Here is a 26,278-nt window from a genome sequence, read left to right as displayed (position 1 = left end):
TTCCGTGTTTCGTTTTGTTCAGTTTTGAGAGAACTATCTCTCATATATAAATGTATGTTCTTTGAAAACTAGATAACAGTGTAGCTCATATTTTTTAATTTTTAGTTTGGTTAAGTTAGAAAGGGCGCACGGTGGATGCCTTGACACTAGGAGTCGATGAAGGACGGGACTAACGCCGATATGCTTCGGGGAGCTGTAAGTAAGCTTTGATCCGAAGATTTCCGAATGGGGAAACCCACTATACGTAATGGTATGGTATCCTTACCTGAATACATAGGGTATGGAAGACAGACCCAGGGAACTGAAACATCTAAGTACCTGGAGGAAGAGAAAGCAAATGCGATTTCCTGAGTAGCGGCGAGCGAAACGGAACATAGCCCAAACCAAGAGGCTTGCCTCTTGGGGTTGTAGGACATTCTATACGGAGTTACAAAGGAACGAGGTAGACGAAGCGACCTGGAAAGGTCCGTCGTAGAGGGTAACAACCCCGTAGTCGAAACTTCGTTCTCTCTTGAATGTATCCTGAGTACGGCGGAACACGTGAAATTCCGTCGGAATCTGGGAGGACCATCTCCCAAGGCTAAATACTCCCTAGTGATCGATAGTGAACCAGTACCGTGAGGGAAAGGTGAAAAGCACCCCGGAAGGGGAGTGAAAGAGATCCTGAAACCGTGTGCCTACAAATAGTCAGAGCCCGTTAATGGGTGATGGCGTGCCTTTTGTAGAATGAACCGGCGAGTTACGATCCCGTGCGAGGTTAAGCTGAAGAGGCGGAGCCGCAGCGAAAGCGAGTCTGAATAGGGCGTTTAGTACGTGGTCGTAGACCCGAAACCAGGTGATCTACCCATGTCCAGGGTGAAGTTCAGGTAACACTGAATGGAGGCCCGAACCCACGCACGTTGAAAAGTGCGGGGATGAGGTGTGGGTAGCGGAGAAATTCCAATCGAACCTGGAGATAGCTGGTTCTCCCCGAAATAGCTTTAGGGCTAGCCTTAAGTGTAAGAGTCTTGGAGGTAGAGCACTGATTGAACTAGGGGTCCTCATCGGATTACCGAATTCAGTCAAACTCCGAATGCCAATGACTTATCCTTAGGAGTCAGACTGCGAGTGATAAGATCCGTAGTCAAGAGGGAAACAGCCCAGATCGCCAGCTAAGGTCCCAAAGTGTGTATTAAGTGGAAAAGGATGTGGAGTTGCTTAGACAACTAGGATGTTGGCTTAGAAGCAGCCACCATTTAAAGAGTGCGTAATAGCTCACTAGTCGAGTGACTCTGCGCCGAAAATGTACCGGGGCTAAATACACCACCGAAGCTGCGAATTGATACCGATGGTATCAGTGGTAGGGGAGCGTTCTAAGTGCAGTGAAGTCAGACCGGAAGGACTGGTGGAGCGCTTAGAAGTGAGAATGCCGGTATGAGTAGCGAAAGACGGGTGAGAATCCCGTCCACCGAATGCCTAAGGTTTCCTGAGGAAGGCTCGTCCGCTCAGGGTTAGTCAGGACCTAAGCCGAGGCCGACAGGCGTAGGCGATGGACAACAGGTTGATATTCCTGTACCACCTCTTTATCGTTTGAGCAATGGAGGGACGCAGAAGGATAGAAGAAGCGTGCGATTGGTTGTGCACGTCCAAGCAGTTAGGCTGATAAGTAGGCAAATCCGCTTATCGTGAAGGCTGAGCTGTGATGGGGAAGCTCCTTATGGAGCGAAGTCTTTGATTCCCCGCTGCCAAGAAAAGCTTCTAGCGAGATAAAAGGTGCCTGTACCGCAAACCGACACAGGTAGGCGAGGAGAGAATCCTAAGGTGTGCGAGAGAACTCTGGTTAAGGAACTCGGCAAAATGACCCCGTAACTTCGGGAGAAGGGGTGCTTTCTTAACGGAAAGCCGCAGTGAATAGGCCCAAGCGACTGTTTAGCAAAAACACAGCTCTCTGCGAAGCCGTAAGGCGAAGTATAGGGGGTGACACCTGCCCGGTGCTGGAAGGTTAAGGAGAGGGGTTAGCGTAAGCGAAGCTCTGAACTGAAGCCCCAGTAAACGGCGGCCGTAACTATAACGGTCCTAAGGTAGCGAAATTCCTTGTCGGGTAAGTTCCGACCCGCACGAAAGGTGTAACGATTTGGGCACTGTCTCAACCAGAGACTCGGTGAAATTATAGTACCTGTGAAGATGCAGGTTACCCGCGACAGGACGGAAAGACCCCGTGGAGCTTTACTGTAGCCTGATATTGAATTTTGGTACAGTTTGTACAGGATAGGCGGGAGCCATTGAAACCGGAGCGCTAGCTTCGGTGGAGGCGCTGGTGGGATACCGCCCTGACTGTATTGAAATTCTAACCTACGGGTCTTATCGACCCGGGAGACAGTGTCAGGTGGGCAGTTTGACTGGGGCGGTCGCCTCCTAAAGTGTAACGGAGGCGCCCAAAGGTTCCCTCAGAATGGTTGGAAATCATTCGTAGAGTGCAAAGGCATAAGGGAGCTTGACTGCGAGACCTACAAGTCGAGCAGGGACGAAAGTCGGGCTTAGTGATCCGGTGGTTCCGCATGGAAGGGCCATCGCTCAACGGATAAAAGCTACCCCGGGGATAACAGGCTTATCTCCCCCAAGAGTCCACATCGACGGGGAGGTTTGGCACCTCGATGTCGGCTCATCGCATCCTGGGGCTGTAGTCGGTCCCAAGGGTTGGGCTGTTCGCCCATTAAAGCGGTACGCGAGCTGGGTTCAGAACGTCGTGAGACAGTTCGGTCCCTATCCGTCGTGGGCGTAGGAAATTTGAGAGGAGCTGTCCTTAGTACGAGAGGACCGGGATGGACGCACCGCTGGTGTACCAGTTGTTCTGCCAAGGGCATAGCTGGGTAGCTATGTGCGGAAGGGATAAGTGCTGAAAGCATCTAAGCATGAAGCCCCCCTCAAGATGAGATTTCCCATAGCGTAAGCTAGTAAGATCCCTGAAAGATGATCAGGTTGATAGGTTCGAGGTGGAAGCATGGTGACATGTGGAGCTGACGAATACTAATAGATCGAGGACTTAACCATATAATATGAAGCAATGTTATCTAGTTTTGAAAGAATATAAAAACTTGTTGACTTTCAAAAGTAAATAAGTTAAAATGATTCTTGTCTTAAATGAATACAGTCTGGTAATGATGGCAGAGAGGTCACACCCGTTCCCATACCGAACACGGAAGTTAAGCTCTCTAGCGCCGATGGTAGTTGGGACCTTGTCCCTGTGAGAGTAGGACGTTGCCAGGCAAAATGGAGGATTAGCTCAGCTGGGAGAGCACCTGCCTTACAAGCAGGGGGTCGGCGGTTCGATCCCGTCATCCTCCACCATATATGTCGGAGGGGTAGCGAAGTGGCTAAACGCGGCGGACTGTAAATCCGCTCCTTCGGGTTCGGCAGTTCGAATCTGCCCCCCTCCACCATTCTTAATTATTGGGCTATAGCCAAGCGGTAAGGCAACGGACTTTGACTCCGTCATGCGCTGGTTCGAATCCAGCTAGCCCAGCCATTAAGAGCCATTAGCTCAGTTGGTAGAGCATCTGACTTTTAATCAGAGGGTCGAAGGTTCGAATCCTTCATGGCTCACCATTTTTAATAAAACATGCGGGTGTGGCGGAATTGGCAGACGCACTAGACTTAGGATCTAGCGCCTTTGGCGTGGGGGTTCGACTCCCTTCACCCGCACTTTTAATAAAACAACTCATACATGTCTTGCGGAAGTAGTTCAGTGGTAGAATACAACCTTGCCAAGGTTGGGGTCGCGGGTTCGAATCCCGTCTTCCGCTCCAATTTTCAATATGACATGCCGGGGTGGCGGAACAGGCAGACGCACAGGACTTAAAATCCTGCGGTGGGTGACCACCGTGCGGGTTCGACCCCCGCCCTCGGCACCATATGCGCCCGTAGCTCAATTGGATAGAGCGTTTGACTACGGATCAAGAGGTTAGGGGTTCGACTCCTCTCGGGCGCGCTTTTATTAACGGGAAGTGGCTCAGCTTGGTAGAGCACCTGGTTTGGGACCAGGGGGTCGCAGGTTCAAATCCTGTCTTCCCGATATTCCAAAAAACATGGGGCCTTAGCTCAGCTGGGAGAGCGCCTGCCTTGCACGCAGGAGGTCAGCGGTTCGATCCCGCTAGGCTCCACTTTATTTAATATATGTCTCGGAGGTATACCCAAGTTCGGCTGAAGGGATCGGTCTTGAAAACCGACAGGCGGTGAGAATCGCGCGGGGGTTCGAATCCCTCTACCTCCTCCATTTTCTTTTAAATGGTTTAGACATATAATAATAAAATATTTATTTTTCCTTCATGGAGGTATACCCAAGTTCGGCTGAAGGGATCGGTCTTGAAAACCGACAGGCGGCGAGAGTCGCGCGGGGGTTCGAATCCCTCTACCTCCTCCATTTTTTAAATTTAATATTGTCGCGGGGTGGAGCAGTACGGTAGCTCGTCGGGCTCATAACCCGAAGGTCGCAGGTTCAAATCCTGTCCCCGCAACCAAATGGTCCCGTGGTGTAGTGGTTAACATGCCTGCCTGTCACGCAGGAGATCGCCGGTTCGACCCCGGTCGGGACCGCCATTTATGTTGGCTCGGTAGCTCAGTCGGTAGAGCAGAGGACTGAAAATCCTCGTGTCGGCGGTTCGATTCCGTCCCGAGCCACCATTTTTTTTATGCCGGCTTAGCTCAATTGGTAGAGCAACTGACTTGTAATCAGTAGGTTGGGGGTTCAAGTCCTCTAGCCGGCATCATTTAGGGGCATAGTTTAAAGGTAGAACTGAGGTCTCCAAAACCTCCAGTGTGGGTTCGATTCCTACTGCCCCTGTAAGTATATGGGCCTATAGCTCAGCTGGTTAGAGCGCACGCCTGATAAGCGTGAGGTCGATGGTTCGAGTCCATTTAGGCCCATCATATATTATTCCGCAGTAGCTCAGTGGTAGAGCTATCGGCTGTTAACCGATCGGTCGTAGGTTCGAGTCCTACCTGCGGAGCCATGGCCCGTTGGTCAAGTGGTTAAGACACCGCCCTTTCACGGCGGTAACACGGGTTCGAATCCCGTACGGGTCATACAAAAAAGAGTCAGCATTATGCTGGCTCTTTTTTATTTTGTTAATCCTTTTTATAATGTTACTTTCCAGAAATAAATAAAGGAATTTTGGAAAAGCTATGGTATGTATAAAAAGGAGGAAATAAATAATGACACAAGTTAGAGACTTAATGAGTACCCATATTGTACATTGTACACCGCTAGACAATGTATATGAGGCAGCTGTAAAAATGAAGGAAGAATCGGTTGGATTAATTCCTGTTGTTGAAAATGAGCAAGTTGTTGGGCTTGTTACTGATCGAGATTTAGTTGTTCGAGGGATTGCTGAAAAACATCCTGGATCTAATAAAATTACAAATGTAATGACAACAAATATTATCTCAGTTTCTCCAAATGATTCTATTGAAAAAGCTACAGAGCTAATGGCACAGTATCAAATTAGACGGTTACCAGTAGTTGATAGTGGTCAGCTTATTGGCATGTTAGCACTAGGAGATTTAGCTATAAGGGAATCAGCAGATGATCAAGCTGGATTTGCCTTGAGCGAAATCTCAGAGCGTACAGAGTAAATTGAAACTTTAATTAACCGAGAGTTTAATGGTCACTCATAAAGAGCTAAATTATATATAAAGTTCAGATGCATTATTCTAGCATATATGGATTAAACTAATATGTTAGCGTGATGTATCTGAGACATTATATAATAAGGATACGGTTAATAATTTCGACATTTTTTTAAAATTTGTTATTCTTAATTTTTAATAAGAGAAAAGATGATATACTGATAGATATAAGTATTATGATAGATTTTGAATATAACAATATTAATTTTTAGTGGTGCGATAATAAATTAATATTTCCTACATAGATGAAAAGGGAAGGGGAATTATATGAAGGCTGTACAGGGCGATCCAAATTGGAATTTGGTTACAGATACATATATAGAACCAAATAATTTCGCTGAATTATTTTCTTTGCTTGTACCTTGTCACCCAAAAGGTGAGGGGAAAGAACGAACTATATTAGTATGGAAAGAGAAAGAATTTTATAAAGAAGAAAATTTAGCGGCATTTATCGTATATGGCATGAATAAAGCAAAGAAATTACCGCAGTTTCATAAAGATGAAATTCCAACTTTAGTGCGTATTCTTCGCTTATGCCAAGAGATTGGTTGGTATGAAGAGGCAAATGATTTTATGATAGCGCAAGGATTAGCTGAGTTTGTTCATACTTCATTGGAATATGAAACATGGGATCTTTTGACGCAATCAGTTGCTTTAAATTATTTAATTATTAAATATCGTATAGGTGAATTGACAGATAGGGATATTGAAATTTGGGATAGAGTTAAATTTAATGAGAAGTGTATAACCGATTGTAAACATTTATTATCTCATAAAGAAGTATTGGAATTTACATTCTTTTATATGTGCAAGAGAGCGAAATCATTATCAAAAGAGCAATTAAATAGTGATATGATGAGTTTAGCAATGTATTGTAATACTTTTGTATATGATTTGTATACACATGATTTATTACGGAAATATCGTAAGTGTACAGATTTCCTATCATATTATGGACCTAGTCAGGCAGTTTTAGCATGTCAAAGAGCTGTATTATCTCAAATTTCCGATCGCTTAGACCCATTAAAGACAACGCATGTAGATGATTATTTATATGTGATGAAAGAAATGATGGAGCATATGACGATAGGAGTAATGGATCGATATGGTCATTTTATTGGAAAGCTACTATCTTATGTGCCATTTTTCGAAATGATACAAGTTCCACAGCATGCATATTATTGTGAAGAATTACTGTATATTTGTAAGGGCATTGAATATAAAGAAGAAACACTACGCAATTATATATTTATACAATTACATGATTGTTTACCATCATTCTTTAGGCTATTTCTTAAAAATAAGCGTTATGCAACGATTCATGATATTCTTTTCTATTGGTGCGATGACGAACAACGAATGAGCTTAGAGAAAAAATATAATCTGAGCTTTATTTATGAAAAATATGCTTGTGGATAAACAATATTTTCGATATGAAAAATTAATATAAATTAAAAAGGATCTCCAGTTTATGTGAGATCCTTTTTTGTTAGTAAAACAAGGAGAAAATGATTAAGACAAGAAACAACATTCCATATAGGAGAAGTTGTGCAGTATAACTTCCTTGTATACCAAAAAAAGTATTGGCTTTCTTATACAAATTCAATATGTATTTTATTGGAGTATCTTTGAAAGATTGGTACACAGTGTCTCCTCTTTCTAAGCTTCGTGTTCTTGTTCTTGTTTTTGTTTATAAGGGACATTAATATATCTAGCTACAAATAATAAAACAGCCATAAAGAATACTGGAAATACAGTAGATAAATAAAAGCCATTACTAATTATATTTGTTATGAGAGCACTCAAAAGAAAAATAGCATTATAAATATGGGCAATTTTTTGTTTTAGTTGCACTTGAAATGATTCCATCATAATTTCTAATGCAACAAAAGCAATAATAATAGATAAAAATACAATGTTTGTATTGTAAATGATTAAACAACAGATTAAACCTAAAAAGGCTACGTATTCAATTATAAGAGGTATATTGCGTGGCATACAATTTACCTAACTAAATATGGCAGTGGATTTACTGCATTTGTTTTTTCAAAATTCCATTCTCCATTATGTAATTCAAAATGAAGATGTTGCCCGTATGAATGACCTGTGTTTCCCATATGACCTATTAATTGTCCAGTTTGTACTTGATCACCAGCTTGTACAGTGCGATCCTTCATATGAGCATAAACAGTTGTATATAATTTCCCATTGATTTGATGCGCAATGAAAACAACATTGCCATAGCTAGCTGAATAATAAGATTTCACAACTTTACCTGCAGCAGCAGCTTGGATAGAGACGTTTCCTGGAGCGGCAATATCTATACCATAATGCATTTGTTCCCAGCGTATATCAAAGGTTGAGCTAATTCTTCCTTGAGCAGGGAATTTGAAAGCAGCTGGAATTGATGAAGGTTGATCTGTTTTAGCTTGTGGTTGATTTTGTACTACATAGTGTTTTGCTACATACCCGTATCCTGTGCCAAAACGAATTTTATACCAAGTTCCTACAGTTTCTACTACTTGTACTTGTGTACCGTTTTGTAATGAACCGAGTAGAGCGCTACTTGTACTAGCGTTGCTACGTACATTTAGATTAGGTGTTGCAACAGTATATTTTGTATTATTTTGAACGGTGATTCCTTTTACTAAGGGTTGTGAACCATTAGAGATGAATGCTTTTTGTACGTAACCTGTTTGGCCATTATGCGATATTTTATACCATTCGCCTTGATCTTCTTGAACGGTAATAAACTTGCCATTTGGTAATACATCTAAAATGGAAGATTCTAAATTAGGTTCAGAGCGAACGTTTAATGCATTAGCATTAACGATGTATTGATCATTAGAATGAAGTTTGTTTTTTAGTAAAATAGCATCTTTTTGTACATAACCTACTTTATTATGAACAGATACTTTATACCACTCATTAGTTGTTTCAAGGATGTTCACTTTTGTATTAAAGCGAATTGTATCAATTGATGTGCTTTTTACGTTATCTTCTGTATGTAATGCTACTTGATCGACTTTGACATACCCAGTTTTAATATTAGATAATTGTTCAGCGTTTGCTTTTTGTACATTTGTTTCACCCATAGAAGGAAGTAAAGAAGCAATCGCTACAGTAGTTGCTGTTAAAGCAGTAGCTTTCATATTCATGGAATAGAGACCTCCTCTAGTTGTATAGTTGTAATTTTATTATAGTATAAAGATATAATATAGTGGGTGTATTCACATAAATGTAATATGAAATCAATATAAAAATAAATTTTTTGAGGATAATGATTCCTTCTTATGCAATTAATTGGGGTTTTATTTTCTAAAATAGAATGTATGTATTGTATAACTTTGATATTCTGTTAATAATTAAGAAAATTAAAAAAGTTGATGATGTCTTATTAGGGTGTTATACTGACAGTGATAATTTTATAGTTTGCTAGGAGAGCTGGTGTTGCCAGCTGAGAGTAGGCCGTAAGCCTTTGATCCTTTTTATTACCTGATCTAGATTATGCTAGCGTAGGGAAGCAATTCGGACACTAACAATGAGTCCCCGTTTCTTTGCGTATAGAAACGGGGCTTTTTTATTTAAAAATTTCATATTGAAACCACTAGGGGTGCTTGATTTGCTGAGAGAGGAATAATCCTTAACCCTTACAACACCTGATCTAGGTAATACTAGCGAAGGGAAGTGGAACATCGAATAAATGTATAACTTTATTTGCTGTAACCACTTCTTATATATAGAAGTGGTTTTTTATTTAGATACATATATTGAAAGGGGATAGAGAAATGAAATTTTGCGATAGATTATTAGAAACTGTGCAACCGGTTTGGGAGATGAGTCATAATCATCCGTTTGTAGTGGGTATGGGAGATGGCACGTTAGAAAAAGATAAATTCCAGTATTATATTATTCAAGACTATTTATATCTGCTAGATTATGCAAAGTTATATGCGATTGGTGTTGTAAAAGCAACGAATCCACAAGTAATGGGAAAGTTCGCTGAACAAATTGATGGAATATTAAATGGCGAAATGACAATCCATAAACAATATGCAAAAAGACTTGGAATTTCTATAGAGGAGATAGAGTCTGCGAAACCATCTGCTAAAAATTTAGCTTATACAAATTACATGATGTCTGTATCTCAAAATGGCACACTTGCGGAATTAATAGCAGCGCTTCTTCCATGTATGTGGAGCTATTGGGAAATTGGAAAGCGTTTAAATGATATTCCTGGAGCAAGAGATCATGAGTTTTTTGGTGAGTGGATTCAAGGATATAGTTCGGAAGAATACGGTAATCTGTGTATTTGGTTAATAGATTTATTAAATGAAATGGCAGTTGGAAAGTCTGAGACAGAACTAGAAAGATTAGAGGAGATTTTCTTATATTCCAGTCGATTTGAATATTTATTCTGGGATATGTCCTATCGTAAGGAGATGTGGGGATTTGAGGAGCAAGAACATACTACAGTTTCATAATGTTTCTTTTCATTATGATGAGAAACCAATCATCCATGAATTAAATGCTTCTATACATGAGAAAGAGTTTGTCAGTATTATCGGACCGAGTGGATGTGGGAAAAGTACTTTATTTCGCCTTATTACAGGTCTAGAAAAGGTAAGTACTGGACAGATAGAACTGACAGAAACAAAGCACCATCCTGTAGGATATATGCCGCAAAAAGATATGCTTTTGCCGTGGAGAACAATTATTGAGAATGCTGCCCTGCCGCTAGAGTGCCAAGGTGTACAGAAGAAAGAAGCACAAGTAAAGGCAAAGGAACTGTTACATAAATTTGGTTTGCAAGGGTATGAGAAAAAATATCCGAAAGATTTATCTGGTGGTATGAGACAACGTGTATCTTTTATTCGAACTTTATTAACAGGCGGGGAAATATTGCTGTTAGATGAACCATTTAGTGCATTGGATGCTTTAACGAAGACCTCTTTGCAAGAATGGTTGTTTGAACAATGGCAAGAGTGGGAAAAAACAATTTTATTCATTACTCATGATGTTGAAGAAGCGTTATTTCTTTCAAACCGAGTTTTAGTAGTGGAACAGCAGCCGATAACGACTTTGACTGAGCGGACTGTACCGCTTGATCATAACAGAACACGAAAAGATTTATATAAACCGGAAGTATTAGCGCTGAAAGATGAGCTTCTTAGTATGTTACAAAGGCAGGTACTTGTGTGATGAACCGATTGAAAGAATTAGTTCCTGCTATTACACTTTTTAGTACTTTACTAGCTGTGTGGGAAATAGGAGCAAGAATTGTAGATGAGATGTACATTTTACCGTCACCTTCTGCGATTGTAATGAAGATATGGAAACTAAAAGACATATTATTTACAGTTCATTTACCTGCAACGTTATACGTCGTTTTAATAGGTGTTGTTATCTCTATCGTATTAGGTGTAGGGCTAGCGATGTTAATGAATGTGAGTACATGGATGGAGAGAGCATTTTATCCATTATTAGTTGCTTCACAAACGATTCCGATTACTGCGCTTGCTCCGCTATTTGTTTTATGGTTTGGATACACAATTTGGAGTAAGGTTGTTGTCACAGTTTTAATTACGTTTTTCCCAATTGCGGTCAATACGTATGATGGACTACGCAGTACGAAAAAAGAATGGGAGGAGCTATTAGTTACGTATGGGGCAACGAAAAAAGATGTTTTTCTTAAATTAAAGTTGCCATCTGCTCTTCCTTATTTTTTCTCAGCTTTAAAAATTGCAGTTCCGCTTAGTGTTATCGGAGCAGCAATTGGAGAATGGCTCGGTGCACAAGCTGGGCTTGGATATTTCAGTAAGAGAATGATGACGCAGTTAGATGGAGCTGGCGTATTTGCACCTATTGTATTGTTATCATTATTAGCTATTTTCTTCGTCATACTTATCTCAGTATTAGAAAAGAAATTTATTAGTTGGAGGAAGTATTCATGAAATTTTTAAAAAGCATCTTTGTGTTGACATTATTAGTTGCAATGATTGCTGGATGTTCTAGTAACTCAGCGTCAGATAAGGGTAAAAAGGAAAAAGAAATAACGGTCATGCTTGATTGGTACCCAAATGCGGTACATAGCTTTATTTATGCAGCAATTGAAAAAGGCTATTTTAAAGAAGAAGGAGTAAAGGTGAATATAAAATTCCCTTCTAATCCGACTGATCCATTAACTTTAGCAGCTGCAGGAAAAGTAACGGTTGGTTTATATTATCAGCCAGATGTTGTCATGGCAAAAGCAAATGAACAAATTCCAGTAAAATCAATTGGAGCTGTCGTACGTTCACCATTAAATCATGTTGTATCGCTGAAATCAGCAGGCATTCAATCGCCAAAAGATTTAGAGGGGAAAACAGTTGGCTATTCTGGAACACCTTTAAGTGAGATGTATTTAAAAACGATGGTAAAAGAAGCTGGTGGTAATCCAGATACAGTGAAAGTAGTCGATGTTGGCTTTGATTTAGTACCAGCATTAATTACGAAAAAAGTGGATGCGGTAACAGGGGCATACATTAACCATGAAGTACCTGTTATGCGTCATGAAGGTCATGAACCAGCGTACTTTAATCCAGCAGATTATGGTGTACCGAATTATCATGAGCTTGTATTTGTAACAGGTGATAAAACGTTGAAAAAAGATAAAGAAGCGTTGCAAGCCTTCTTACGTGGTACGAAAAAAGGCTATGATTTCATGAAGAAAAATCCAGATGAAGCATTAAATATTTTATTAAATCATCAAGAAAAAGAAAACTTCCCGCTTGTGCCAGAAGTTGAAAAAGAAAGTATGAAAATTTTATTAGAGAAGATGGAAACGAAAGATGAGCCATTTTTATCAGATTCAAAAGAATCATGGGAAAAACAAAATAAATGGCTGAAAGACAAAGGAATGACGAAAGAAACCGTCCCAGCCGATGAACTATTCGAAAATATTTTAAAGTAGGCGAATGAATATGAAAAATGAGCTCCACGTAATCTCAAATGGCCATATGCCATTCGAAGAGTTAGTGAATGTAGCGATGCAAATTGAGAGTGAGATTGATTATTTGCATATTCGTGAGCGTGAGAAGAGTACGAAGGAATTATATGAAGGTGTGGAAAGTCTATTAATGGAGGGCTTTCCGGCTTCTAAAATTGTCATAAACGATCGAATTGATATCGCCATTTTATTAAATATTCCTCGTGTTCAACTAGGATATCGAAGTACAGATGTAAAGTCAGTGAAAGAAAAGTTTTCGTATTTGCATGTCGGTTATTCTGTGCATTCGCTAGATGAAGCAATAGTAGCTTTTAAAAATGGAGCGGATTCACTCGTTTATGGCCATGTATTTCCGACAGATTGTAAAAAAGGTGTGCCAGCGAGAGGGCTTGAAGAAATTTCAGACATTGCAAGGTGTTTATCTATACCGATTACAGCAATTGGAGGAATTACCCCAGAAAACACAGTGGATGTTCTTACTAACGGTGTAAGTGGTATAGCAGTTATGTCTGGAATTGTAAGTAGTAGTAACCCGTATAGCAAAGCGAAGTCTTATAAGGAATCAATAAGAAAGTGGGCGGAAAAACATGTGTGAGAAGTATGATGTAGCGATTATTGGTGGTGGTGTAATTGGTAGTTCAGTTGCACATTTTCTAGCAGAAAGAGGACATAAAGTAGCGATTGTAGAGAAGCAAAAAATTGCATCGGAAGCTTCGAAAGCAGCTGCTGGTTTACTCGGGGTTCAGGCAGAATGGGATGCGTATGATCCGCTATTTGAACTTGCTAGAGAAAGCCGAGCTATATTTCCACAACTTGCAGCAGTTTTACGTGAAAAGACGGGTATTGATATTGGATATGAAGAAAAAGGAATTTATCGTATTGCTCAAAATGCAGATGAGAAGGAAAGAATTCTTCACATTATGGATTGGCAGCAGAAAACAGGTGAAGATTCTTATTTTCTAACGGGAGACCATGTGCGGGAAAAAGAGCCATATCTATCCGAATCTATTATAGGAGCAGTATATTATCCGAAAGACGGTCATGTTATTGCACCAGAGCTTACGAAAGCATTCGCACATTCTGCAGCAATTTCCGGTGCTGATATATATGAACAGACAGAAGTGTTTGATATTCGTATTGAAAATAATAAAGTGACTGGAGTTATTACAAGTGAAGGTATTGTCACATGTGAGAAAGTCGTTATTGCAGGAGGTTCATGGAGCACGCAGTTACTCAGTTATTTTCACCGTGATTGGGGTACATATCCAGTTAAAGGAGAAGTGGTTGCGGTAAGAAGTAGAAAACAACTTTTAAAAGCACCTATTTTTCAAGAAAGATTTTACATTACTCCAAAGCGCGGTGGACGTTATGTAATTGGGGCAACAATGAAGCCACATACGTTCAATAAAACTGTGCAGCCAGAAAGTATAACTTCTATATTAGAGCGTGCTTATACAATATTGCCAGCTTTAAAAGAAGCAGAATGGGAAAGCACGTGGGCAGGATTACGACCACAATCGAATCATGAAGCTCCTTATATGGGAGAGCATGAAGAAATAAAAGGTTTATATGCTTGCACGGGCCATTATCGAAACGGTATTTTATTAAGTCCTATTTCTGGCCAATATATGGCTGATTTAATAGAAGGAAAGCAAGAGAATCATTTGCTAGATTCATTGCTTTCTAGAAGAGTTTAGAAAGGGGATGGAAGTTTGAATTTAAAAATTAATGGTAACCAAATTGAAGTGCCAGCGAGTGTAAAAACAGTAGCTGAGTTACTTACACATTTAGAGCTAGATAACAGAATTGTTGTAGTAGAGCGTAATAAAGATATTTTACAAAAAGATGATCATACAGATACATCTGTTTTTGATGGAGACCAAATTGAGATTGTAACTTTCGTAGGAGGCGGTTGATTATGTTGAACATTGGACCATTTTCATTTCATTCTAGACTTTTATTAGGAACAGGTAAATTCCCTGATTTTGACGTACAGCAAAAGGCAATTGACGTTTCTGAAGCTGAAATTTTAACGTTTGCAGTACGTCGTATGGATATCTTTGATGCAAAGCAACCTAATTTATTAGAGAAACTTGATGTGAAAAAATATACGTTATTACCAAATACAGCAGGGGCAAAAAATGCTGAAGAGGCTGTTCGCATTGCAAAATTAGCAAAAGCGTCTGGGCTTTGTGACATGATAAAGGTAGAAGTTATTGGTGATGATAGAACGTTATTACCGGATCCGGTAGAAACGTTAAAGGCATCTGAAAAGTTACTGGAAGAAGGATTTATCGTACTTCCGTACACATCTGATGATGTTGTATTAGCACGTAAATTACAAGAGCTTGGCGTGCATGCGATTATGCCAGGAGCATCTCCAATCGGATCAGGACTTGGTATTGTAAATCCATTAAATTTGGGCTTCATTATTGAACAAGCGACAGTACCAGTTATCGTTGATGCTGGTATTGGTAGCCCAGCTGATGCGGCATTTGCAATGGAATTAGGAGCAGATGGTGTGTTATTAAATACAGCTGTATCAGGAGCAAAAGATCCTATTAAAATGGCACAAGCAATGAAACTAAGTATTGAAGCAGGCCGTTTAGGATTTGAAGCAGGTCGTATTGCACGTAAGCGCTGTGCAACTGCAAGTAGTCCTTTAGAAGGAATGAGCGTAGTTGAATAATCGATATTCTCGCCAAGAACTATTTTCTCCAATTGGAGCAGAAGGGCAGCAAAAGATAAGAGAAAAGCATGTACTTATTATCGGTGCAGGTGCATTAGGTAGTGCAAATGCAGAGATGTTTGTAAGAGCGGGTGTGGGCAAGATAACAATTGTTGACCGTGATTATGTAGATTGGAGTAATTTACAAAGACAGCAATTGTATGCAGAGAGCGACGTAAAGAATAATCTCCCAAAAGCTATAGCGGCTAAAAAACGTTTAGAAGAGATTAATAGCGATGTAACAATAAAAGCTCTCGTTCAAGATGTAACAGCTGAAGAGCTAGAAGAACTTGTTACAAACGTTGATGTAATTATTGATGCGACTGATAATTTCGAAACACGCTTTATTGTGAATGATATAGCACAAAAATATTCTATTCCATGGATTTACGGTGCATGTGTAGGTAGTTACGGTCTTTCTTACACAATCCTTCCTAGTAAAACACCATGTTTATCATGTTTATTACAGTCGATTCCGCTTGGCGGGGCAACATGTGATACAGCGGGTATTATATCACCTGCTGTATCTCTTGTCGTTTCTCATCAAGTAACAGAAGCTCTTAAACTGTTAGTAGAAGATTACGAATCACTTCGAGATGGGCTTGTATCGTTTGATATGTGGAAGAATGAGTATTTATGTATGAATGTACAAAAGCTTCGCCAGCATAATTGTCCTTCATGTGGAGAGAATGCATTGTATCCATATTTAAATAAAGAGAACACATCAAAAACAGCAGTTTTATGCGGACGAAATACAGTTCAAATTAGACCACCTCATAAAGAAGAAATAAATTTTGAACAATATAAAGAGTTGCTGGAAGGTCGCGTGAATGATTTAAATGTAAATCCATATTTATTATCATTTTCTGTTGAAGACAAGAGGTTAGTCGCCTTTAAAGATGGCCGTGTGCTCGTACATGGAACGAAAGATATAAGCGAAGCAAAAACGATTTATCATCGCTATTTTGGATAGAAAAGGATGAGTGGGATGAAAGTGAATAAAGCTTTAACAATTGCAGGGTCTGATAGCGGCGGTGGTGCTGGAATTCAGGCAGATTTAAAAACATTCCAAGAGCTTGGTGTATACGGAATGACGGCTATTACGGCAATTACTGCTCAAAACACGCTTGGCGTTCAAGGGGTATATCCTGTTCCTTTAGAAGGTATTACAGAACAGCTGAATTCAATTGGTACGGATTTAACACCAGATGCAGTGAAACTAGGAATGTTATTTAGTAGTGAAATAATTCAAATTGTTGCAGAACAAATTAAAAAATTTGGCTGGAATAATATTGTGCTAGATCCTGTTATGATCGCAAAAGGCGGTGCATCATTATTACAGCAAGAAGCAGTTCATGCATTACAAGAATATTTATTACCAGTAGCAACCGTTATAACACCGAATGTTCCAGAAGCAGAAGTGTTAACTGGGATGGAGATTCATAATGTTGAAGATAGTAAGGAAGCTGCAAAAGTATTGCACAAATTAGGTGCTAAATATGTGCTTATGAAGGGCGGACATGCAGAATATCAAGGTAATGAAGTAATTGATTTCCTCTTTGATGGAGAAGAATTTATTGAGTTTAGAAGCGAGCGAATTCCTTCAAAGCAAACGCACGGAAGTGGGTGCACATTTGCTTCAGCGGTTACAGCAGGACTTGCGAAAGGATACTCAATTGAAGATGCTGTTCAAGAAGCAAAACGATTTATTAGTATAGCAATTGAAGAGCCATTGAATATTGGTAGTGGTCATGGACCGACGAATCATTTTGCGTATAAAGTGAATAGAAAGCGTGTATAGATAAGTGAAAAGCCAGTTTTATAACTGGCTTTTTTTCTGTTTACTTTTTCAAAATACAGGAGTAATATATCAGCCAGAATATATTTTTTTGTAAACGCTGAGTCCAATTATATGGAGCGGAGGAACCAATTTGTGCGTCTGCACTAGGGGTGAATCTTTCAAATTTGAAAGTAGGGCTACTCTCAAAGTCCGAATCCGACAGCTAACTTCGTAAGCGTCTTGAGAGAGGACGGTGCCATGATGGATACATCACTTCATCGATCTGATTAGTATAGGGGAATATCAATCTATGTTTGATTTCTTTTATACTAAGGAGGATGAGGTACATGGAACTAACACTTATTTGTGTTGGAGAAGAAAGTAAGGTAGATAGTTTAAGAGATCTAGTATCATTTCAACATGAGTTAATTATTTTTACGGCAAATGAAGAGATAGCGGCTGAAGTTAGGAATTGTGGGTTTGATTGGACTTATAGTTGCAGTAAGGAGCAGGACTTTACTAGTATTTTTGAGTGTATTAAGAAGGTGATTTTACTAGGGGATGAGCTTCCAATCGTTAGTTTTTTCACAGAACACATTCGCTTTTCTTTTCAAGCACCTATTACTGTTGTTACAAGGAATAAACGATATCCAGCGAGGCTCTATGAAACAATTGGAGCTAAGTTTGTCGTGTTTACAAATTGTAATAATATTTCTTTTTTATTTTTTGAATAGAGCGGGGGAAGAAATGATGAAGGTACTATTACTTGGAGATATAGCAAATCGTTGGGCAGTATCGGTAGAGCGAGTTCAAGAATTGGTTCAGATCGATCCCCTTTTTCCAGGGCCGTATATTATATTACCATCAAAAGATGCTTTGTATTTAGAGGTGGATATTACCGAATATGAGCAGCTACATGCAGAATTGTCACAGGTTTATATTCGCGGGAGAAATTTACGTGCTTTTTTACGAGGAGAATAAATAGTGAAATAAAAAGAGCGAATGCTAAGTGCAACAAGCTATGCACTTTATGTCATTCGCTCTTTTTATTTCGTATTGAAAAGATCATTTCTGTGAAAATGAAAGAAAAGACGAGTAAATAGATGAAAGAATATTAATAATACTCAATGTAAGCGTTTAAATAGATGGATATTTTCTTATTTTCAGTAATTTACCCCTTTACAAGTGAAATATAGAGGAGTATATTTACTCTCATAAATCATTCATAAAATTTCCAAAAAAACCTAAAATCGCTGAGTTCCAGAAATGGAGCGGGGGAACCAATTTTGTGCATCGTCACTTGGGGTGAATCTTTCAGTTTTGAAAGTAGGGCTACTCTTTAGGCCCGAATCCGACAGCTAACCTCGTAAGCGTTTAGAGAGGAGGTTTACTTTTTGTTGTTCATTTTTTGAACACTGAGTAGAGCTCAGTGTTCTTTTTTAATATTTAAATGGTAAATTTTAACAAAATGAAGAGAGGGATAGTTATGTTAGATGTTGTAATGGTCGGGATTTTTATTTTATTAGTTGCATCGATGGCAAGTCTTGCAAGTTGGTCAGATAAAGTTGTGAAAGAAGGAAAGCAATCATGATGATTGTCTTATCGGTTATAGTCGCAGCAATTACAGTGTATTTAGTGTATGCATTATTAAATCCAGAGAAGTTTTAATTAGGGGGAATCATTCATTATGATTTGGGTTGCAGTCATTATTACAATGCTCTTGTTTATTTTAGTAGCAAAGCCAATGGGGATTTATTTAGAAAAAGCTTTTCAAGGTAGCAAAATGCTAGATAAAGTATTCGGCCCTTTTGAAAAACTTATTTTTAAAATTACGGGTGTAAAAGAATACAATCAAACGTGGAAACAGTACGCATTATCATTAGTTTTACTCAATGGATTTATGATTGTTGTCGTATATTTCATTTTCAGATTACAAGGTGTGTTGCCGCTAAATCCAGCACATATTGAAGGAATGGAGCCTACGCTCGCTTTTAATACAGCAATTAGTTTTATGGCTGATACAAACTTACAGCATTATAGCGGTGAAAATGGTTTATCTTATTTATCACAATTAATCGGAATTACATTTTTAATGTTTGCAGCACCGGCAACGACATTAGCACTCGTTATGGCATTTATAAGAGGGCTCGCTGGAAAAGAACTTGGTAACTTTTTCGTTGATTTTACGAGAGCACTAACGAGAGTGTTTCTTCCTATCGCATTTATTGCGGCGCTAGTCTTTGTCGCACTTGGTGTACCGCAAACGTTAGATGGAGCGGTTACAGCACAAACGATTGATGGGGCAAAACAAAGTATATTACGTGGGCCTGTTGCATCATTCGTTTCCATTAAGGAACTTGGAAATAACGGCGGTGGATTTTTCGGAGCAAACTCTACGCATCCTTTTGAAAACCCAGGACAAATGAGTAATATTTTGCAAATGATGCTTATGATGTTATTGCCAACAGCACTTCCATTTACGTACGGACGAATGGTAGGAAATAAAAAACAAGGTCGTATTCTCTTCGTATCACTATTCATGGTGTTTCTACTAGGATTTATAACAATTACGACATCTGAACTAAACGGGAATCCGGCATTAAATGGAATGGGTATCGAACATGTACAAGGAAGTACAGAAGGGAAAGAAGTACGATTTGGAACAGTATTTTCTTCACTATACGCAACGGTAACGACAGCTGCTGAAACAGGCGCCGTTAATACGATGCATGATACGTTAACACCAATTGGCGGTTTAGTTCCACTTGTAAATATGATGTTAAACACAGTATATGGCGGCGTTGGAGCAGGTTTTGTAAATATTATTATGTATGCAATTATTGCAGTGTTTATATCTGGGTTAATGGTTGGACGGACACCAGAGTTTTTAGGTAAAAAGATTGAAGGTAAGGAAATGAAATTAATTGCGGTCACGATACTATTTCATCCATTGCTCATTTTAGGCTTTTCGGCATTAGCTCTTTCAACAAATTTAGGGACGGATGCTATTTCTCATTCCGGTTTCCACGGTTTAACGCAAGTTGTATATGAATATACATCGTCAGCTGCGAATAACGGATCTGGATTTGAAGGATTAGGAGATAATACACCGTTTTGGAATATTACGACTGGTTTAGTTATGTTTTTAGGACGTTACTTCAGTTTAATTACGATGCTAGCTGTGGCAGCTTCGTTGAAAGAAAAAACGGTAGTGCCAGAAACAGTCGGAACGTTCCGTACAGATAATAGTTTATTTGGTGGTATCTTTATCGGAACAATTGTAATTGTTGGTGCATTAACATTCTTCCCGATGTTAGTACTCGGACCAATTGCAGAATTTCTTACATTGAAGTAATGGAGGGTAAATGATGAGACCGGTAGTAGTAAAAGAAAAACAATTAAATGAGTCACAAATACATGCTGTAGAAGATGAAGTTAGACAAGCGAAAACGATGGATCGTGATATCGTAACACATGCGATGAAGCAATCCATTGCGAAATTGAATCCGAAAGTCATGATAAAGAATCCGATTATGTTCGTTGTGGAAATTGGATTTATCATTACGTTCATTTTATCTTTTCTTCCAAGTAGTTCTAGTAGTATACCAGGTTGGTTTAATATAACAGTTTCTCTCATTCTATTATTTACAGTTTTATTTGCGAATTTTGCAGAAGCATTAGCAGAAGGTCGTGGTAAAGCGCAAGCCGATTCTTTAAAGCAGTCGAAGAAAGATGTGTTTGCAAATGTTGTAAAAGAAAATGGAGACATTGTCCAAGTTTCAGCAACTGATCTGAGAAAAGGTGACGTTGTTATCGTAAAACAAGGAGAAATGATTCCGAATGATGGCGAAGTAATCAAAGGGTTAGCATCTGTAGATGAATCTGCAATTACAGGGGAATCAGCTCCTGTAATAAAAGAAGCGGGCGGCGATTTTTGTTCCGTAACAGGCGGGACGATGGTCGTAAGTGATGAGATTACAATTGTCATTACGAGTAATCCTGGTGAATCATTTATTGATAAAATGATTTCGTTAGTAGAAGGAGCTGCTCGTCAAAAAACGCCGAATGAGATTGCTTTAAATACAGTATTAACGAGTTTAACGCTTATTTTCTTAATCGTTGTTGTGACGTTGCCGATTTTTACAAACTATTTAGGATTTCAAATTGATACAGCTGTACTTGTAGCGTTGTTAGTTTGTTTAATTCCAACGACAATTGGTGGTTTATTATCAGCAATTGGTATTGCCGGGATGGACCGCGTGACAAAGTTCAATGTGTTAGCGATGTCGGGTAAAGCAGTAGAAGCTGCGGGTGATATTAATACAATCATTTTAGATAAAACAGGTACGATTACTTTCGGGAACCGAATGGCACATACATTGCTTCCTGTAGGAAATGAGACGATTGAGCAAGTAGGGAAATGGGCCGCGATTAGTTCAGTTTTAGATGAAACACCAGAAGGTCGATCAGTTATAGAATATGTAAAAACGAAAGCTATATCATATAATCGAGAAATTGCAGAGCAAGGTGATTTTGTTCCGTTCAAAGCAGAAACGAGAATGAGTGGTGTGGATTTACAGGACGGAACGAAAGTGAGAAAAGGTGCTGTAGGTAGCGTAATTGAATGGGTTAGGTCACAAGGTGGAACGATTCCGAAAGATGTAAATCAAAAAGCAGATTCCATTTCCAAAGAGGGCGGGACACCACTTGTAGTTGCAGTGGATAATCGTATTTACGGTTTAATTTATTTAAAGGATACAGTAAAGCCAGGTATGCGTGAGCGTTTTGAACAATTGCGCCAAATGGGGATTAAAACGGTTATGTGTACAGGTGATAACCCGTTAACAGCAGCAACGATTGCAAAAGAAGCAGGGGTAGATGAGTTTGTTGCTGAGTGTAAGCCAGAAGATAAAATTGCGGTTATTAAAGCAGAGCAAGATAAAGGGAAACTTGTAGCGATGACAGGTGATGGTACAAATGATGCGCCGGCATTAGCGCAGGCTGACGTTGGATTAGCGATGAATAGTGGTACGACAGCTGCGAAAGAAGCAGCGAATATGATTGATTTAGATTCGAACCCGACAAAAATTATTGAGGTTGTAGGGATTGGTAAGCAATTGTTAATGACGCGTGGTGCGTTAACGACGTTTAGTATTGCGAACGATATTGCAAAATATTTTGCAATCATTCCAGCGATGTTTACACTTGCGATTCCGCAAATGGAGGCATTAAACATTATGAAACTAACATCACCACTGTCAGCGATTTTATCAGCATTACTATTTAATGCAGTTATTATTCCATTACTCATTCCATTGGCGATGAAAGGTATCGCATATAAACCAATGAGTTCGAATGCACTACTTGGCCGAAACCTACTTATTTATGGACTTGGCGGAGTGATTGTACCATTCATTGGAATTAAAGTAATTGATATAATTGTCGGCTTGTTCATATAAGGAAGAGGGGAAAAAGATGGCGAAGAAACAAAGTATACTATCACCAATTATCCGTATTACTTTTACATTTTTAGTGTTGTGCGGGCTTGTATATCCGCTTATTGTTACTGGTATTGCACAAGCAGTAATGAAGGATAATGCGGATGGAAGTCTAATATATAATGATAAAAATGAAGTGATTGGTTCTAAATTAATTGGTCAAAACTTCACGGATCCACGTTATTTTCAAGGGCGTGTTTCTAGTATTGAATATAAGGCTGAAGCATCTGGTTCAAATAACTATGCACCATCTAATCCAGATTTAGAGAAACGAGTAGAGAAAAGTATTGAAGAGTGGAAGAAACAAAATCGGGCTGTTCCGGTAACAGAAGTGCCGATTGATCTAGTGACGAATTCAGGTTCAGGGCTAGATCCTGATATTAGTCCGCAGGCAGCTTCTGTGCAGGTGGATCGTATCTCTAAATTAACGAATATTCCGAAAGAAACGCTAAATCAGTTGATTAAAGATCAAACAGAAGGTGCTGCACTTGGCTTATTTGGAGAGAACCGCGTAAACGTTTTAAAGTTAAATTTAGAATTGCAGAAACTACTGAAATAGAAACAACGCTACCTCAATCTAACGGATTGAGGTAGCGTTGTTTCGAAAGAAAGGTTGTGAGTGTTTTGTATGCGGATGACTATAAACCAACTTTTCAAAGGCGAACACCAGAAGAGTATTTAGAATATATTCGTCAGCAAAACCGCGGGAAGTTAAAGTTATATGTAGGAGCGGCTCCAGGAGTAGGAAAAAGTTATAAAATGCTCTTTGATGCAAGAGAAATGAAAAAGGATGGTACGGATATTGTAATTGGTTTAATTGAAACGCACGGTAGAAAAGAGACGGAAGAAGCAATTGCTGATTTAGAAAAAGTTCCTTTAAAAGAAATAGAGTATAAAGGGAAAGTATTTTATGAACTCGATGTGGAAGGAATTATAAAACGTGCACCGCAAGTCGTTGTTGTGGATGAACTTGCGCATAGCAATATTCCTGGATCTAAAAATAAGAAACGTTATATGGATGTACAGGAATTGCTAGATGCCGGTATATCCGTCTTATCAGCTTTTAATATTCAACATTTAGAAAGTGTTCATGACATTGTTGCTCAAATTACGAATGTTAAAGTGCGAGAACGTATTCCAGATTTTATTTTACAAAAAGCAAATGAAATTCAGCTCGTTGATGCAACGCCGGAAGTATTAAGGAAGAGGTTAATAGATGGAAAGATATATAAGGAAGAAAAAATAGAGCAAAGCTTACAAAATTTCTTTACGCTTAATAATTTAGGGGCACTAAGAGAATTATCACTTCGGGAAGTGGCAGATGATATGGACGAGAAAATTAGCCAAACAGTAATAGAACCGATTGGTGTAAAAGAAAAAATTCTTGTTTGTGTACAATACAGTTCGACAGCGGAGAAATTAATACGACGGGGATGGCGCATGGCTGATCGGTTAAATGCTGAATTGTACGTATTAAACGTTGAGAGGGAAAATATAGATTCTATTTCAGCTGGGAAAAAGCAGACGATTGAAGAGTGGAAGTCGTTAACGAATCAATTTGATGCGAGTTTTGTTTTAGAAGAGGCAAAAGGAAGAAAGCCAGCGGATGTTATTATTGAAGTTGCGAAAAGACTACAAGTAACGCAAATTTTACTCGGACAATCAGCAAGAACAAGGTGGGAAGAAATTCGAAAAGGTTCAATTGTAAATGAAATTATGAGAGAAACGAAGTATATTGATATTCATATCGTTGCAGATCAAAGAGTTTAGAATAGAGACCATCTATAGGTCTCTATTTTGCTTTTTGTACAGCCTGAAAACGTAGCATTTTCAGTGCGCATAAAATGATAAATAGAAATGTAATTGCACCTAGGAAGAAAATCCAAAAGTAATTTTGATTAAATACAAGAAATCCACCTACAAGTGGCCCTGTGCCCATACCGAGATAGCGTATGAAGTTATACATACCGATGGCTGTTGCGCGTTCTTGTACGAATTCTTCCGTTAATAAAGTAGTGTGAGTTGGCATAGAAAGTCCCATACTAAAACCGTATAAAGATGTAACGATAATGGTGAATGGGATATTGATGCTATATGTGAAAGAGAATAAAGTGACACATATAATATTGAAGAAACTAGTGATGAATAAAGCTTGCTTTGTTGTGAGGCGTTTTTGCAAAAGCTTGTAGCAATAACTTCCTAACATAATAGAAAGGGACATTGGTACAAATATAAGGCCAATTTTACTTGCAGTTAAGTGAAATGAATTTGTTAAAATGCTCGGTAAAAAAACGAGGAAGCAAAAGTAAATACAAAATTGAATGAAGCCAATAAGAGTAATAGAAAATCCAGTTTTATTTTTTAAGATAAACCAGTAATTCTTTTTTGCTTGCGGTTGTTTACTTACAGTTGGTTTTGTTTCTGGAAGTAGTGAAATATTTATCGTTAATAAGAGAATGCCAAGTATAGATAAAAAGAGAAATACGGATACGTGGCCATTTATACTGCCTAGATAACCACCAATGAGAGGGCCGATCGCAGGTGCAAGAGCAAGTAACATTTGATACAGGCTCATTGCTTCTCCTCGTTCTTTTCCTTCAAATAAATCGCCGATAATCGTTGCTGCTACTACAGGTATAGCTGCTATTCCTATAGCTTGAACAGCTCTGAAAAATAGAAATACATATATGTTCGCTGAAAAAGCACATCCGATTGAACCAATTGTACTAATGATCAAACTAGGGATAAGGACAGATTTTCTCCCTCTTGTATCAATCAAAGGTCCATATATGAGCTGCATAATCGCAAGAACGAATGTGAAAAGGGAAACTGTTACATTTACAAGATAAAGAGAAGTGTGAAAAGAACCTTGAATCATCGGTAAGATAGGCGTGTAAATATTTTGAGCGAAGGAACCGAGTAAGGCACTCATACAGACGACATATAAAATGAAATGTATTTTGGATTTTTTCATCTTGTTAACCTCCTTGTCATTTAGTTTCCTCGGAAACTAAATTTATTTTAACATGATTTTCTCACTTGTAAATATGAAAAAATGATTTTAAAATGGTATATAGTTAATTTGTTTCTTTAGAAACTCAGGAGGCGAACGGATTGGATTATGCAACGAAACAAATGGAAATACTTTCGGACATTCGTACACTTTTGCATAAAAAAGAAGAACATTTGAAAGGGCAAAATGAGAAATTTCTTCGTGAGACAGGTATAAGTGGTATGTCTTTATCTGAGTTACATGTGATCGAGTGTATCGGGAAAAATGGTTTGATGAATGTAACTGCTATTACGACAGAAATGGGAATGACGAAGGGTGCAATCTCTAAAATTTGTACAAAGTTGTTTCAAAAGAAATTCGTTGAGAAGATGCAAATGTTAGATAATCAAAAAGAAATCTTCTTCCGTTTAACGGAAAGCGGAAATGAAATATATAAAGCTCATGATAAATTACATAAACAAGCTGAAGAAAAGTGGCTGTTATTTTTAGATAGATATACGAAAGAAGAGCAAGATTTTATTCAAAGATTTATAAAGGATGTCTCCAACCATTTGGAAATATAATTGGAAGAAAAAACTCCTTTTTCTCAAGTCTTTTGAATATAATT

24 protein-coding genes, 20 tRNA genes, 2 rRNA genes and 4 riboswitches are annotated in these 26,278 nt (G+C 38.7%); of the genes, 43 read left to right on the top strand and 3 right to left on the bottom strand.

The window, feature by feature from the left end; all coding sequences use genetic code 11:
• Nucleotides 1–108 precede the first annotated feature (108 nt).
• The 24 genes from N2V92_RS03895 to N2V92_RS03780 all read left to right on the top strand — a co-directional run bounded on the left by N2V92_RS03895 (nt 109) and on the right by N2V92_RS03780 (nt 7,083).
• Nucleotides 109–3,030 (top strand): 23S ribosomal RNA (locus N2V92_RS03895).
• A gap of 100 nt (nt 3,031–3,130) precedes the next feature.
• Nucleotides 3,131–3,246: ribosomal RNA gene (rrf, locus tag N2V92_RS03890) — 5S ribosomal RNA — on the top strand.
• Between the two features lie 5 nt (nt 3,247–3,251).
• A tRNA-Val gene (locus N2V92_RS03885) sits at nt 3,252–3,327 on the top strand.
• An 8-nt stretch (nt 3,328–3,335) separates the two neighbouring features.
• A tRNA-Tyr gene (locus N2V92_RS03880) sits at nt 3,336–3,419 on the top strand.
• A gap of 11 nt (nt 3,420–3,430) precedes the next feature.
• Nucleotides 3,431–3,505: transfer RNA gene (locus N2V92_RS03875), tRNA-Gln, on the top strand.
• A 4-nt stretch (nt 3,506–3,509) separates the two neighbouring features.
• Nucleotides 3,510–3,585 (top strand) — tRNA-Lys (locus N2V92_RS03870).
• Between the two features lie 15 nt (nt 3,586–3,600).
• Nucleotides 3,601–3,681: transfer RNA gene (locus N2V92_RS03865), tRNA-Leu, on the top strand.
• A 29-nt stretch (nt 3,682–3,710) separates the two neighbouring features.
• A tRNA-Gly gene (locus tag N2V92_RS03860) sits at nt 3,711–3,785 on the top strand.
• A 16-nt stretch (nt 3,786–3,801) separates the two neighbouring features.
• Nucleotides 3,802–3,890, top strand: a tRNA-Leu gene (locus N2V92_RS03855).
• Nucleotides 3,891–3,893: 3 nt separating this feature from the next.
• Nucleotides 3,894–3,967: transfer RNA gene (locus N2V92_RS03850), tRNA-Arg, on the top strand.
• 10 nt (nt 3,968–3,977) lie between these two features.
• Nucleotides 3,978–4,051 (top strand) — tRNA-Pro (locus tag N2V92_RS03845).
• Between the two features lie 15 nt (nt 4,052–4,066).
• Nucleotides 4,067–4,139 (top strand) — tRNA-Ala (locus tag N2V92_RS03840).
• A gap of 20 nt (nt 4,140–4,159) precedes the next feature.
• Nucleotides 4,160–4,252 (top strand) — tRNA-Ser (locus tag N2V92_RS03835).
• Nucleotides 4,253–4,306: 54 nt separating this feature from the next.
• Nucleotides 4,307–4,399 (top strand) — tRNA-Ser (locus tag N2V92_RS03830).
• A gap of 20 nt (nt 4,400–4,419) precedes the next feature.
• A tRNA-Met gene (locus N2V92_RS03825) sits at nt 4,420–4,496 on the top strand.
• A gap of 3 nt (nt 4,497–4,499) precedes the next feature.
• Nucleotides 4,500–4,575: transfer RNA gene (locus N2V92_RS03820), tRNA-Asp, on the top strand.
• Nucleotides 4,576–4,583: 8 nt separating this feature from the next.
• A tRNA-Phe gene (locus N2V92_RS03815) sits at nt 4,584–4,659 on the top strand.
• A gap of 10 nt (nt 4,660–4,669) precedes the next feature.
• A tRNA-Thr gene (locus N2V92_RS03810) sits at nt 4,670–4,742 on the top strand.
• A 6-nt stretch (nt 4,743–4,748) separates the two neighbouring features.
• A tRNA-Trp gene (locus tag N2V92_RS03805) sits at nt 4,749–4,819 on the top strand.
• Between the two features lie 9 nt (nt 4,820–4,828).
• Nucleotides 4,829–4,902: transfer RNA gene (locus tag N2V92_RS03800), tRNA-Ile, on the top strand.
• An 11-nt stretch (nt 4,903–4,913) separates the two neighbouring features.
• A tRNA-Asn gene (locus N2V92_RS03795) sits at nt 4,914–4,988 on the top strand.
• A 1-nt stretch (nt 4,989) separates the two neighbouring features.
• Nucleotides 4,990–5,061, top strand: a tRNA-Glu gene (locus N2V92_RS03790).
• A 129-nt stretch (nt 5,062–5,190) separates the two neighbouring features.
• A complete protein-coding gene (locus N2V92_RS03785) occupies nt 5,191–5,610 on the top strand; it encodes a CBS domain-containing protein (RefSeq protein WP_000195543.1) in 420 nt (139 codons plus the stop codon).
• A gap of 321 nt (nt 5,611–5,931) precedes the next feature.
• Entirely contained in the window at nt 5,932–7,083 is a 1,152-nt protein-coding gene (locus tag N2V92_RS03780) for a DUF3965 domain-containing protein (protein ID WP_000648912.1), read from the top strand.
• Nucleotides 7,084–7,323: 240 nt separating this feature from the next.
• Here N2V92_RS03780 and N2V92_RS03775 read toward each other — a convergent pair whose 3' ends face one another.
• Nucleotides 7,324–7,662: a hypothetical protein gene (locus tag N2V92_RS03775; protein WP_001137822.1), complete on the bottom strand. Its 339-nt coding sequence runs from the start codon at nt 7,660–7,662 to the stop codon at nt 7,324–7,326.
• Nucleotides 7,663–7,667: 5 nt separating this feature from the next.
• Nucleotides 7,668–8,822 (bottom strand): SH3 domain-containing protein, encoded by a 1,155-nt coding sequence (locus N2V92_RS03770; RefSeq protein WP_001056031.1) that lies wholly within the window; start codon nt 8,820–8,822, stop codon nt 7,668–7,670.
• Between the two features lie 269 nt (nt 8,823–9,091).
• Nucleotides 9,092–9,203, top strand: a riboswitch (TPP riboswitch).
• Between the two features lie 60 nt (nt 9,204–9,263).
• A riboswitch (TPP riboswitch) is annotated at nt 9,264–9,367 on the top strand.
• Nucleotides 9,368–9,452: 85 nt separating this feature from the next.
• On the opposite strand from N2V92_RS03770, the gene tenA reads away from it, so the two are divergent.
• The 18 genes from tenA (at nt 9,453) to kdpDN (ending at nt 24,428) form a co-directional block, all read left to right on the top strand.
• On the top strand, nt 9,453–10,148 hold the full coding sequence (gene tenA / locus N2V92_RS03765; RefSeq protein WP_000666828.1) for a thiaminase II: 696 nt from the start codon (nt 9,453–9,455) through the stop codon (nt 10,146–10,148).
• Entirely contained in the window at nt 10,117–10,866 is a 750-nt protein-coding gene (locus N2V92_RS03760; protein ID WP_001256793.1) for an ABC transporter ATP-binding protein, read from the top strand. Before tenA ends, N2V92_RS03760 begins: the two co-directional genes overlap by 32 nt.
• Nucleotides 10,866–11,618 (top strand): ABC transporter permease, encoded by a 753-nt coding sequence (locus N2V92_RS03755; RefSeq protein WP_001080852.1) that lies wholly within the window; start codon nt 10,866–10,868, stop codon nt 11,616–11,618. Before N2V92_RS03760 ends, N2V92_RS03755 begins: the two co-directional genes overlap by 1 nt.
• Nucleotides 11,615–12,616: an ABC transporter substrate-binding protein gene (locus N2V92_RS03750; protein ID WP_000670447.1), complete on the top strand. Its 1,002-nt coding sequence runs from the start codon at nt 11,615–11,617 to the stop codon at nt 12,614–12,616. The genes N2V92_RS03755 and N2V92_RS03750 overlap by 4 nt, the downstream gene beginning before the upstream one ends.
• A gap of 10 nt (nt 12,617–12,626) precedes the next feature.
• The gene (gene tenI, locus N2V92_RS03745; protein WP_000787170.1) at nt 12,627–13,247 is read left to right on the top strand and encodes a thiazole tautomerase TenI; all 621 of its coding nucleotides are present in this window, start codon (nt 12,627–12,629) and stop codon (nt 13,245–13,247) included.
• Nucleotides 13,240–14,349: a glycine oxidase ThiO gene (gene thiO / locus N2V92_RS03740; RefSeq protein ID WP_016078108.1), complete on the top strand. Its 1,110-nt coding sequence runs from the start codon at nt 13,240–13,242 to the stop codon at nt 14,347–14,349. Before tenI ends, thiO begins: the two co-directional genes overlap by 8 nt.
• 15 nt (nt 14,350–14,364) lie before the next feature.
• On the top strand, nt 14,365–14,568 hold the full coding sequence (thiS, locus tag N2V92_RS03735) for a sulfur carrier protein ThiS (RefSeq protein ID WP_001049502.1): 204 nt from the start codon (nt 14,365–14,367) through the stop codon (nt 14,566–14,568).
• Between the two features lie 2 nt (nt 14,569–14,570).
• Nucleotides 14,571–15,341 carry a thiazole synthase gene (thiG, locus tag N2V92_RS03730; RefSeq protein ID WP_000931979.1) on the top strand — a complete coding sequence of 257 codons (771 nt, stop codon included), beginning with the start codon at nt 14,571–14,573 and terminating at the stop codon, nt 15,339–15,341.
• On the top strand, nt 15,334–16,353 hold the full coding sequence (gene thiF, locus N2V92_RS03725; protein WP_001065410.1) for a thiazole biosynthesis adenylyltransferase ThiF: 1,020 nt from the start codon (nt 15,334–15,336) through the stop codon (nt 16,351–16,353). The genes thiG and thiF overlap by 8 nt, the downstream gene beginning before the upstream one ends.
• 15 nt (nt 16,354–16,368) lie before the next feature.
• Complete coding sequence (gene thiD / locus N2V92_RS03720; protein WP_016078106.1) at nt 16,369–17,181, top strand: bifunctional hydroxymethylpyrimidine kinase/phosphomethylpyrimidine kinase; 813 nt, start codon at nt 16,369–16,371, stop codon at nt 17,179–17,181.
• A gap of 85 nt (nt 17,182–17,266) precedes the next feature.
• Nucleotides 17,267–17,414: riboswitch (cyclic di-AMP (ydaO/yuaA leader) on the top strand.
• 93 nt (nt 17,415–17,507) lie between these two features.
• Nucleotides 17,508–17,894 (top strand): hypothetical protein, encoded by a 387-nt coding sequence (locus N2V92_RS03715; RefSeq protein ID WP_016078105.1) that lies wholly within the window; start codon nt 17,508–17,510, stop codon nt 17,892–17,894.
• A 13-nt stretch (nt 17,895–17,907) separates the two neighbouring features.
• The gene (locus N2V92_RS03710) at nt 17,908–18,141 is read left to right on the top strand and encodes a hypothetical protein (protein ID WP_003309103.1); all 234 of its coding nucleotides are present in this window, start codon (nt 17,908–17,910) and stop codon (nt 18,139–18,141) included.
• 260 nt (nt 18,142–18,401) lie between these two features.
• Nucleotides 18,402–18,547: riboswitch (cyclic di-AMP (ydaO/yuaA leader) on the top strand.
• A 99-nt stretch (nt 18,548–18,646) separates the two neighbouring features.
• The gene (locus N2V92_RS03705; protein ID WP_000887894.1) at nt 18,647–18,751 is read left to right on the top strand and encodes a SipW-dependent-type signal peptide-containing protein; all 105 of its coding nucleotides are present in this window, start codon (nt 18,647–18,649) and stop codon (nt 18,749–18,751) included.
• The gene (gene kdpF, locus N2V92_RS03700; protein WP_000973728.1) at nt 18,748–18,828 is read left to right on the top strand and encodes a K(+)-transporting ATPase subunit F; all 81 of its coding nucleotides are present in this window, start codon (nt 18,748–18,750) and stop codon (nt 18,826–18,828) included. The genes N2V92_RS03705 and kdpF overlap by 4 nt, the downstream gene beginning before the upstream one ends.
• 19 nt (nt 18,829–18,847) lie before the next feature.
• Nucleotides 18,848–20,515 (top strand): potassium-transporting ATPase subunit KdpA, encoded by a 1,668-nt coding sequence (gene kdpA / locus N2V92_RS03695; protein WP_000638320.1) that lies wholly within the window; start codon nt 18,848–18,850, stop codon nt 20,513–20,515.
• 13 nt (nt 20,516–20,528) lie between these two features.
• Nucleotides 20,529–22,619, top strand: a complete 2,091-nt coding sequence (kdpB, locus tag N2V92_RS03690) for a potassium-transporting ATPase subunit KdpB (RefSeq protein ID WP_025988994.1) — start codon at nt 20,529–20,531, stop codon at nt 22,617–22,619.
• 16 nt (nt 22,620–22,635) lie between these two features.
• The gene (gene kdpC / locus N2V92_RS03685) at nt 22,636–23,217 is read left to right on the top strand and encodes a K(+)-transporting ATPase subunit C (protein WP_001085562.1); all 582 of its coding nucleotides are present in this window, start codon (nt 22,636–22,638) and stop codon (nt 23,215–23,217) included.
• A 56-nt stretch (nt 23,218–23,273) separates the two neighbouring features.
• Complete coding sequence (kdpDN, locus tag N2V92_RS03680; protein ID WP_074790778.1) at nt 23,274–24,428, top strand: KdpD-like non-kinase potassium sensor; 1,155 nt, start codon at nt 23,274–23,276, stop codon at nt 24,426–24,428.
• A 22-nt stretch (nt 24,429–24,450) separates the two neighbouring features.
• On the opposite strand, the gene N2V92_RS03675 is transcribed toward kdpDN, so the two are convergent.
• Entirely contained in the window at nt 24,451–25,632 is a 1,182-nt protein-coding gene (locus tag N2V92_RS03675; protein ID WP_000748586.1) for an MFS transporter, read from the bottom strand.
• A gap of 140 nt (nt 25,633–25,772) precedes the next feature.
• Between N2V92_RS03675 and N2V92_RS03670 the strand changes: the two genes are divergently transcribed.
• Nucleotides 25,773–26,234: a MarR family transcriptional regulator gene (locus N2V92_RS03670; RefSeq protein ID WP_000384217.1), complete on the top strand. Its 462-nt coding sequence runs from the start codon at nt 25,773–25,775 to the stop codon at nt 26,232–26,234.
• Nucleotides 26,235–26,278: the final 44 nt, after the last annotated feature.

The organism is Bacillus sp. CH_48, from assembly GCF_038008465.1.
GTDB lineage: Bacteria > Bacillota > Bacilli > Bacillales > Bacillaceae_G > Bacillus_A > Bacillus_A thuringiensis_S.
The sequence above is the reverse complement of the archived record's forward strand: the minus strand, read 5'-3'. Positions and strand labels throughout refer to the sequence as shown.

Excerpts from the sequence above, each read along its gene's own strand:
- N2V92_RS03715 (WP_016078105.1), top strand. The coding sequence starts at position 17,508 with ATGGAACTAACACTTATTTGTGTTGGAGAAGAAAGTAAGGTAGATAGT.
- tenA (WP_000666828.1), top strand. The coding sequence starts at position 9,453 with ATGAAATTTTGCGATAGATTATTAGAAACTGTGCAACCGGTTTGGGAG.
- N2V92_RS03785 (WP_000195543.1), top strand. The coding sequence starts at position 5,191 with ATGACACAAGTTAGAGACTTAATGAGTACCCATATTGTACATTGTACA.
- kdpB (WP_025988994.1), top strand. The coding sequence starts at position 20,529 with ATGAGACCGGTAGTAGTAAAAGAAAAACAATTAAATGAGTCACAAATA.
- kdpA (WP_000638320.1), top strand. The coding sequence starts at position 18,848 with ATGATTTGGGTTGCAGTCATTATTACAATGCTCTTGTTTATTTTAGTA.
- tenI (WP_000787170.1), top strand. The coding sequence starts at position 12,627 with ATGAAAAATGAGCTCCACGTAATCTCAAATGGCCATATGCCATTCGAA.
- thiG (WP_000931979.1), top strand. The coding sequence starts at position 14,571 with ATGTTGAACATTGGACCATTTTCATTTCATTCTAGACTTTTATTAGGA.
- thiO (WP_016078108.1), top strand. The coding sequence starts at position 13,240 with ATGTGTGAGAAGTATGATGTAGCGATTATTGGTGGTGGTGTAATTGGT.
- N2V92_RS03750 (WP_000670447.1), top strand. The coding sequence starts at position 11,615 with ATGAAATTTTTAAAAAGCATCTTTGTGTTGACATTATTAGTTGCAATG.
- thiD (WP_016078106.1), top strand. The coding sequence starts at position 16,369 with ATGAAAGTGAATAAAGCTTTAACAATTGCAGGGTCTGATAGCGGCGGT.
- N2V92_RS03770 (WP_001056031.1), bottom strand. The coding sequence starts at position 8,822 with ATGAATATGAAAGCTACTGCTTTAACAGCAACTACTGTAGCGATTGCT.
- N2V92_RS03780 (WP_000648912.1), top strand. The coding sequence starts at position 5,932 with ATGAAGGCTGTACAGGGCGATCCAAATTGGAATTTGGTTACAGATACA.
- kdpF (WP_000973728.1), top strand. The coding sequence starts at position 18,748 with ATGATGATTGTCTTATCGGTTATAGTCGCAGCAATTACAGTGTATTTA.
- kdpC (WP_001085562.1), top strand. The coding sequence starts at position 22,636 with ATGGCGAAGAAACAAAGTATACTATCACCAATTATCCGTATTACTTTT.
- N2V92_RS03675 (WP_000748586.1), bottom strand. The coding sequence starts at position 25,632 with ATGAAAAAATCCAAAATACATTTCATTTTATATGTCGTCTGTATGAGT.
- N2V92_RS03710 (WP_003309103.1), top strand. The coding sequence starts at position 17,908 with ATGATGAAGGTACTATTACTTGGAGATATAGCAAATCGTTGGGCAGTA.
- N2V92_RS03755 (WP_001080852.1), top strand. The coding sequence starts at position 10,866 with ATGAACCGATTGAAAGAATTAGTTCCTGCTATTACACTTTTTAGTACT.
- N2V92_RS03705 (WP_000887894.1), top strand. The coding sequence starts at position 18,647 with ATGTTAGATGTTGTAATGGTCGGGATTTTTATTTTATTAGTTGCATCG.
- N2V92_RS03775 (WP_001137822.1), bottom strand. The coding sequence starts at position 7,662 with ATGCCACGCAATATACCTCTTATAATTGAATACGTAGCCTTTTTAGGT.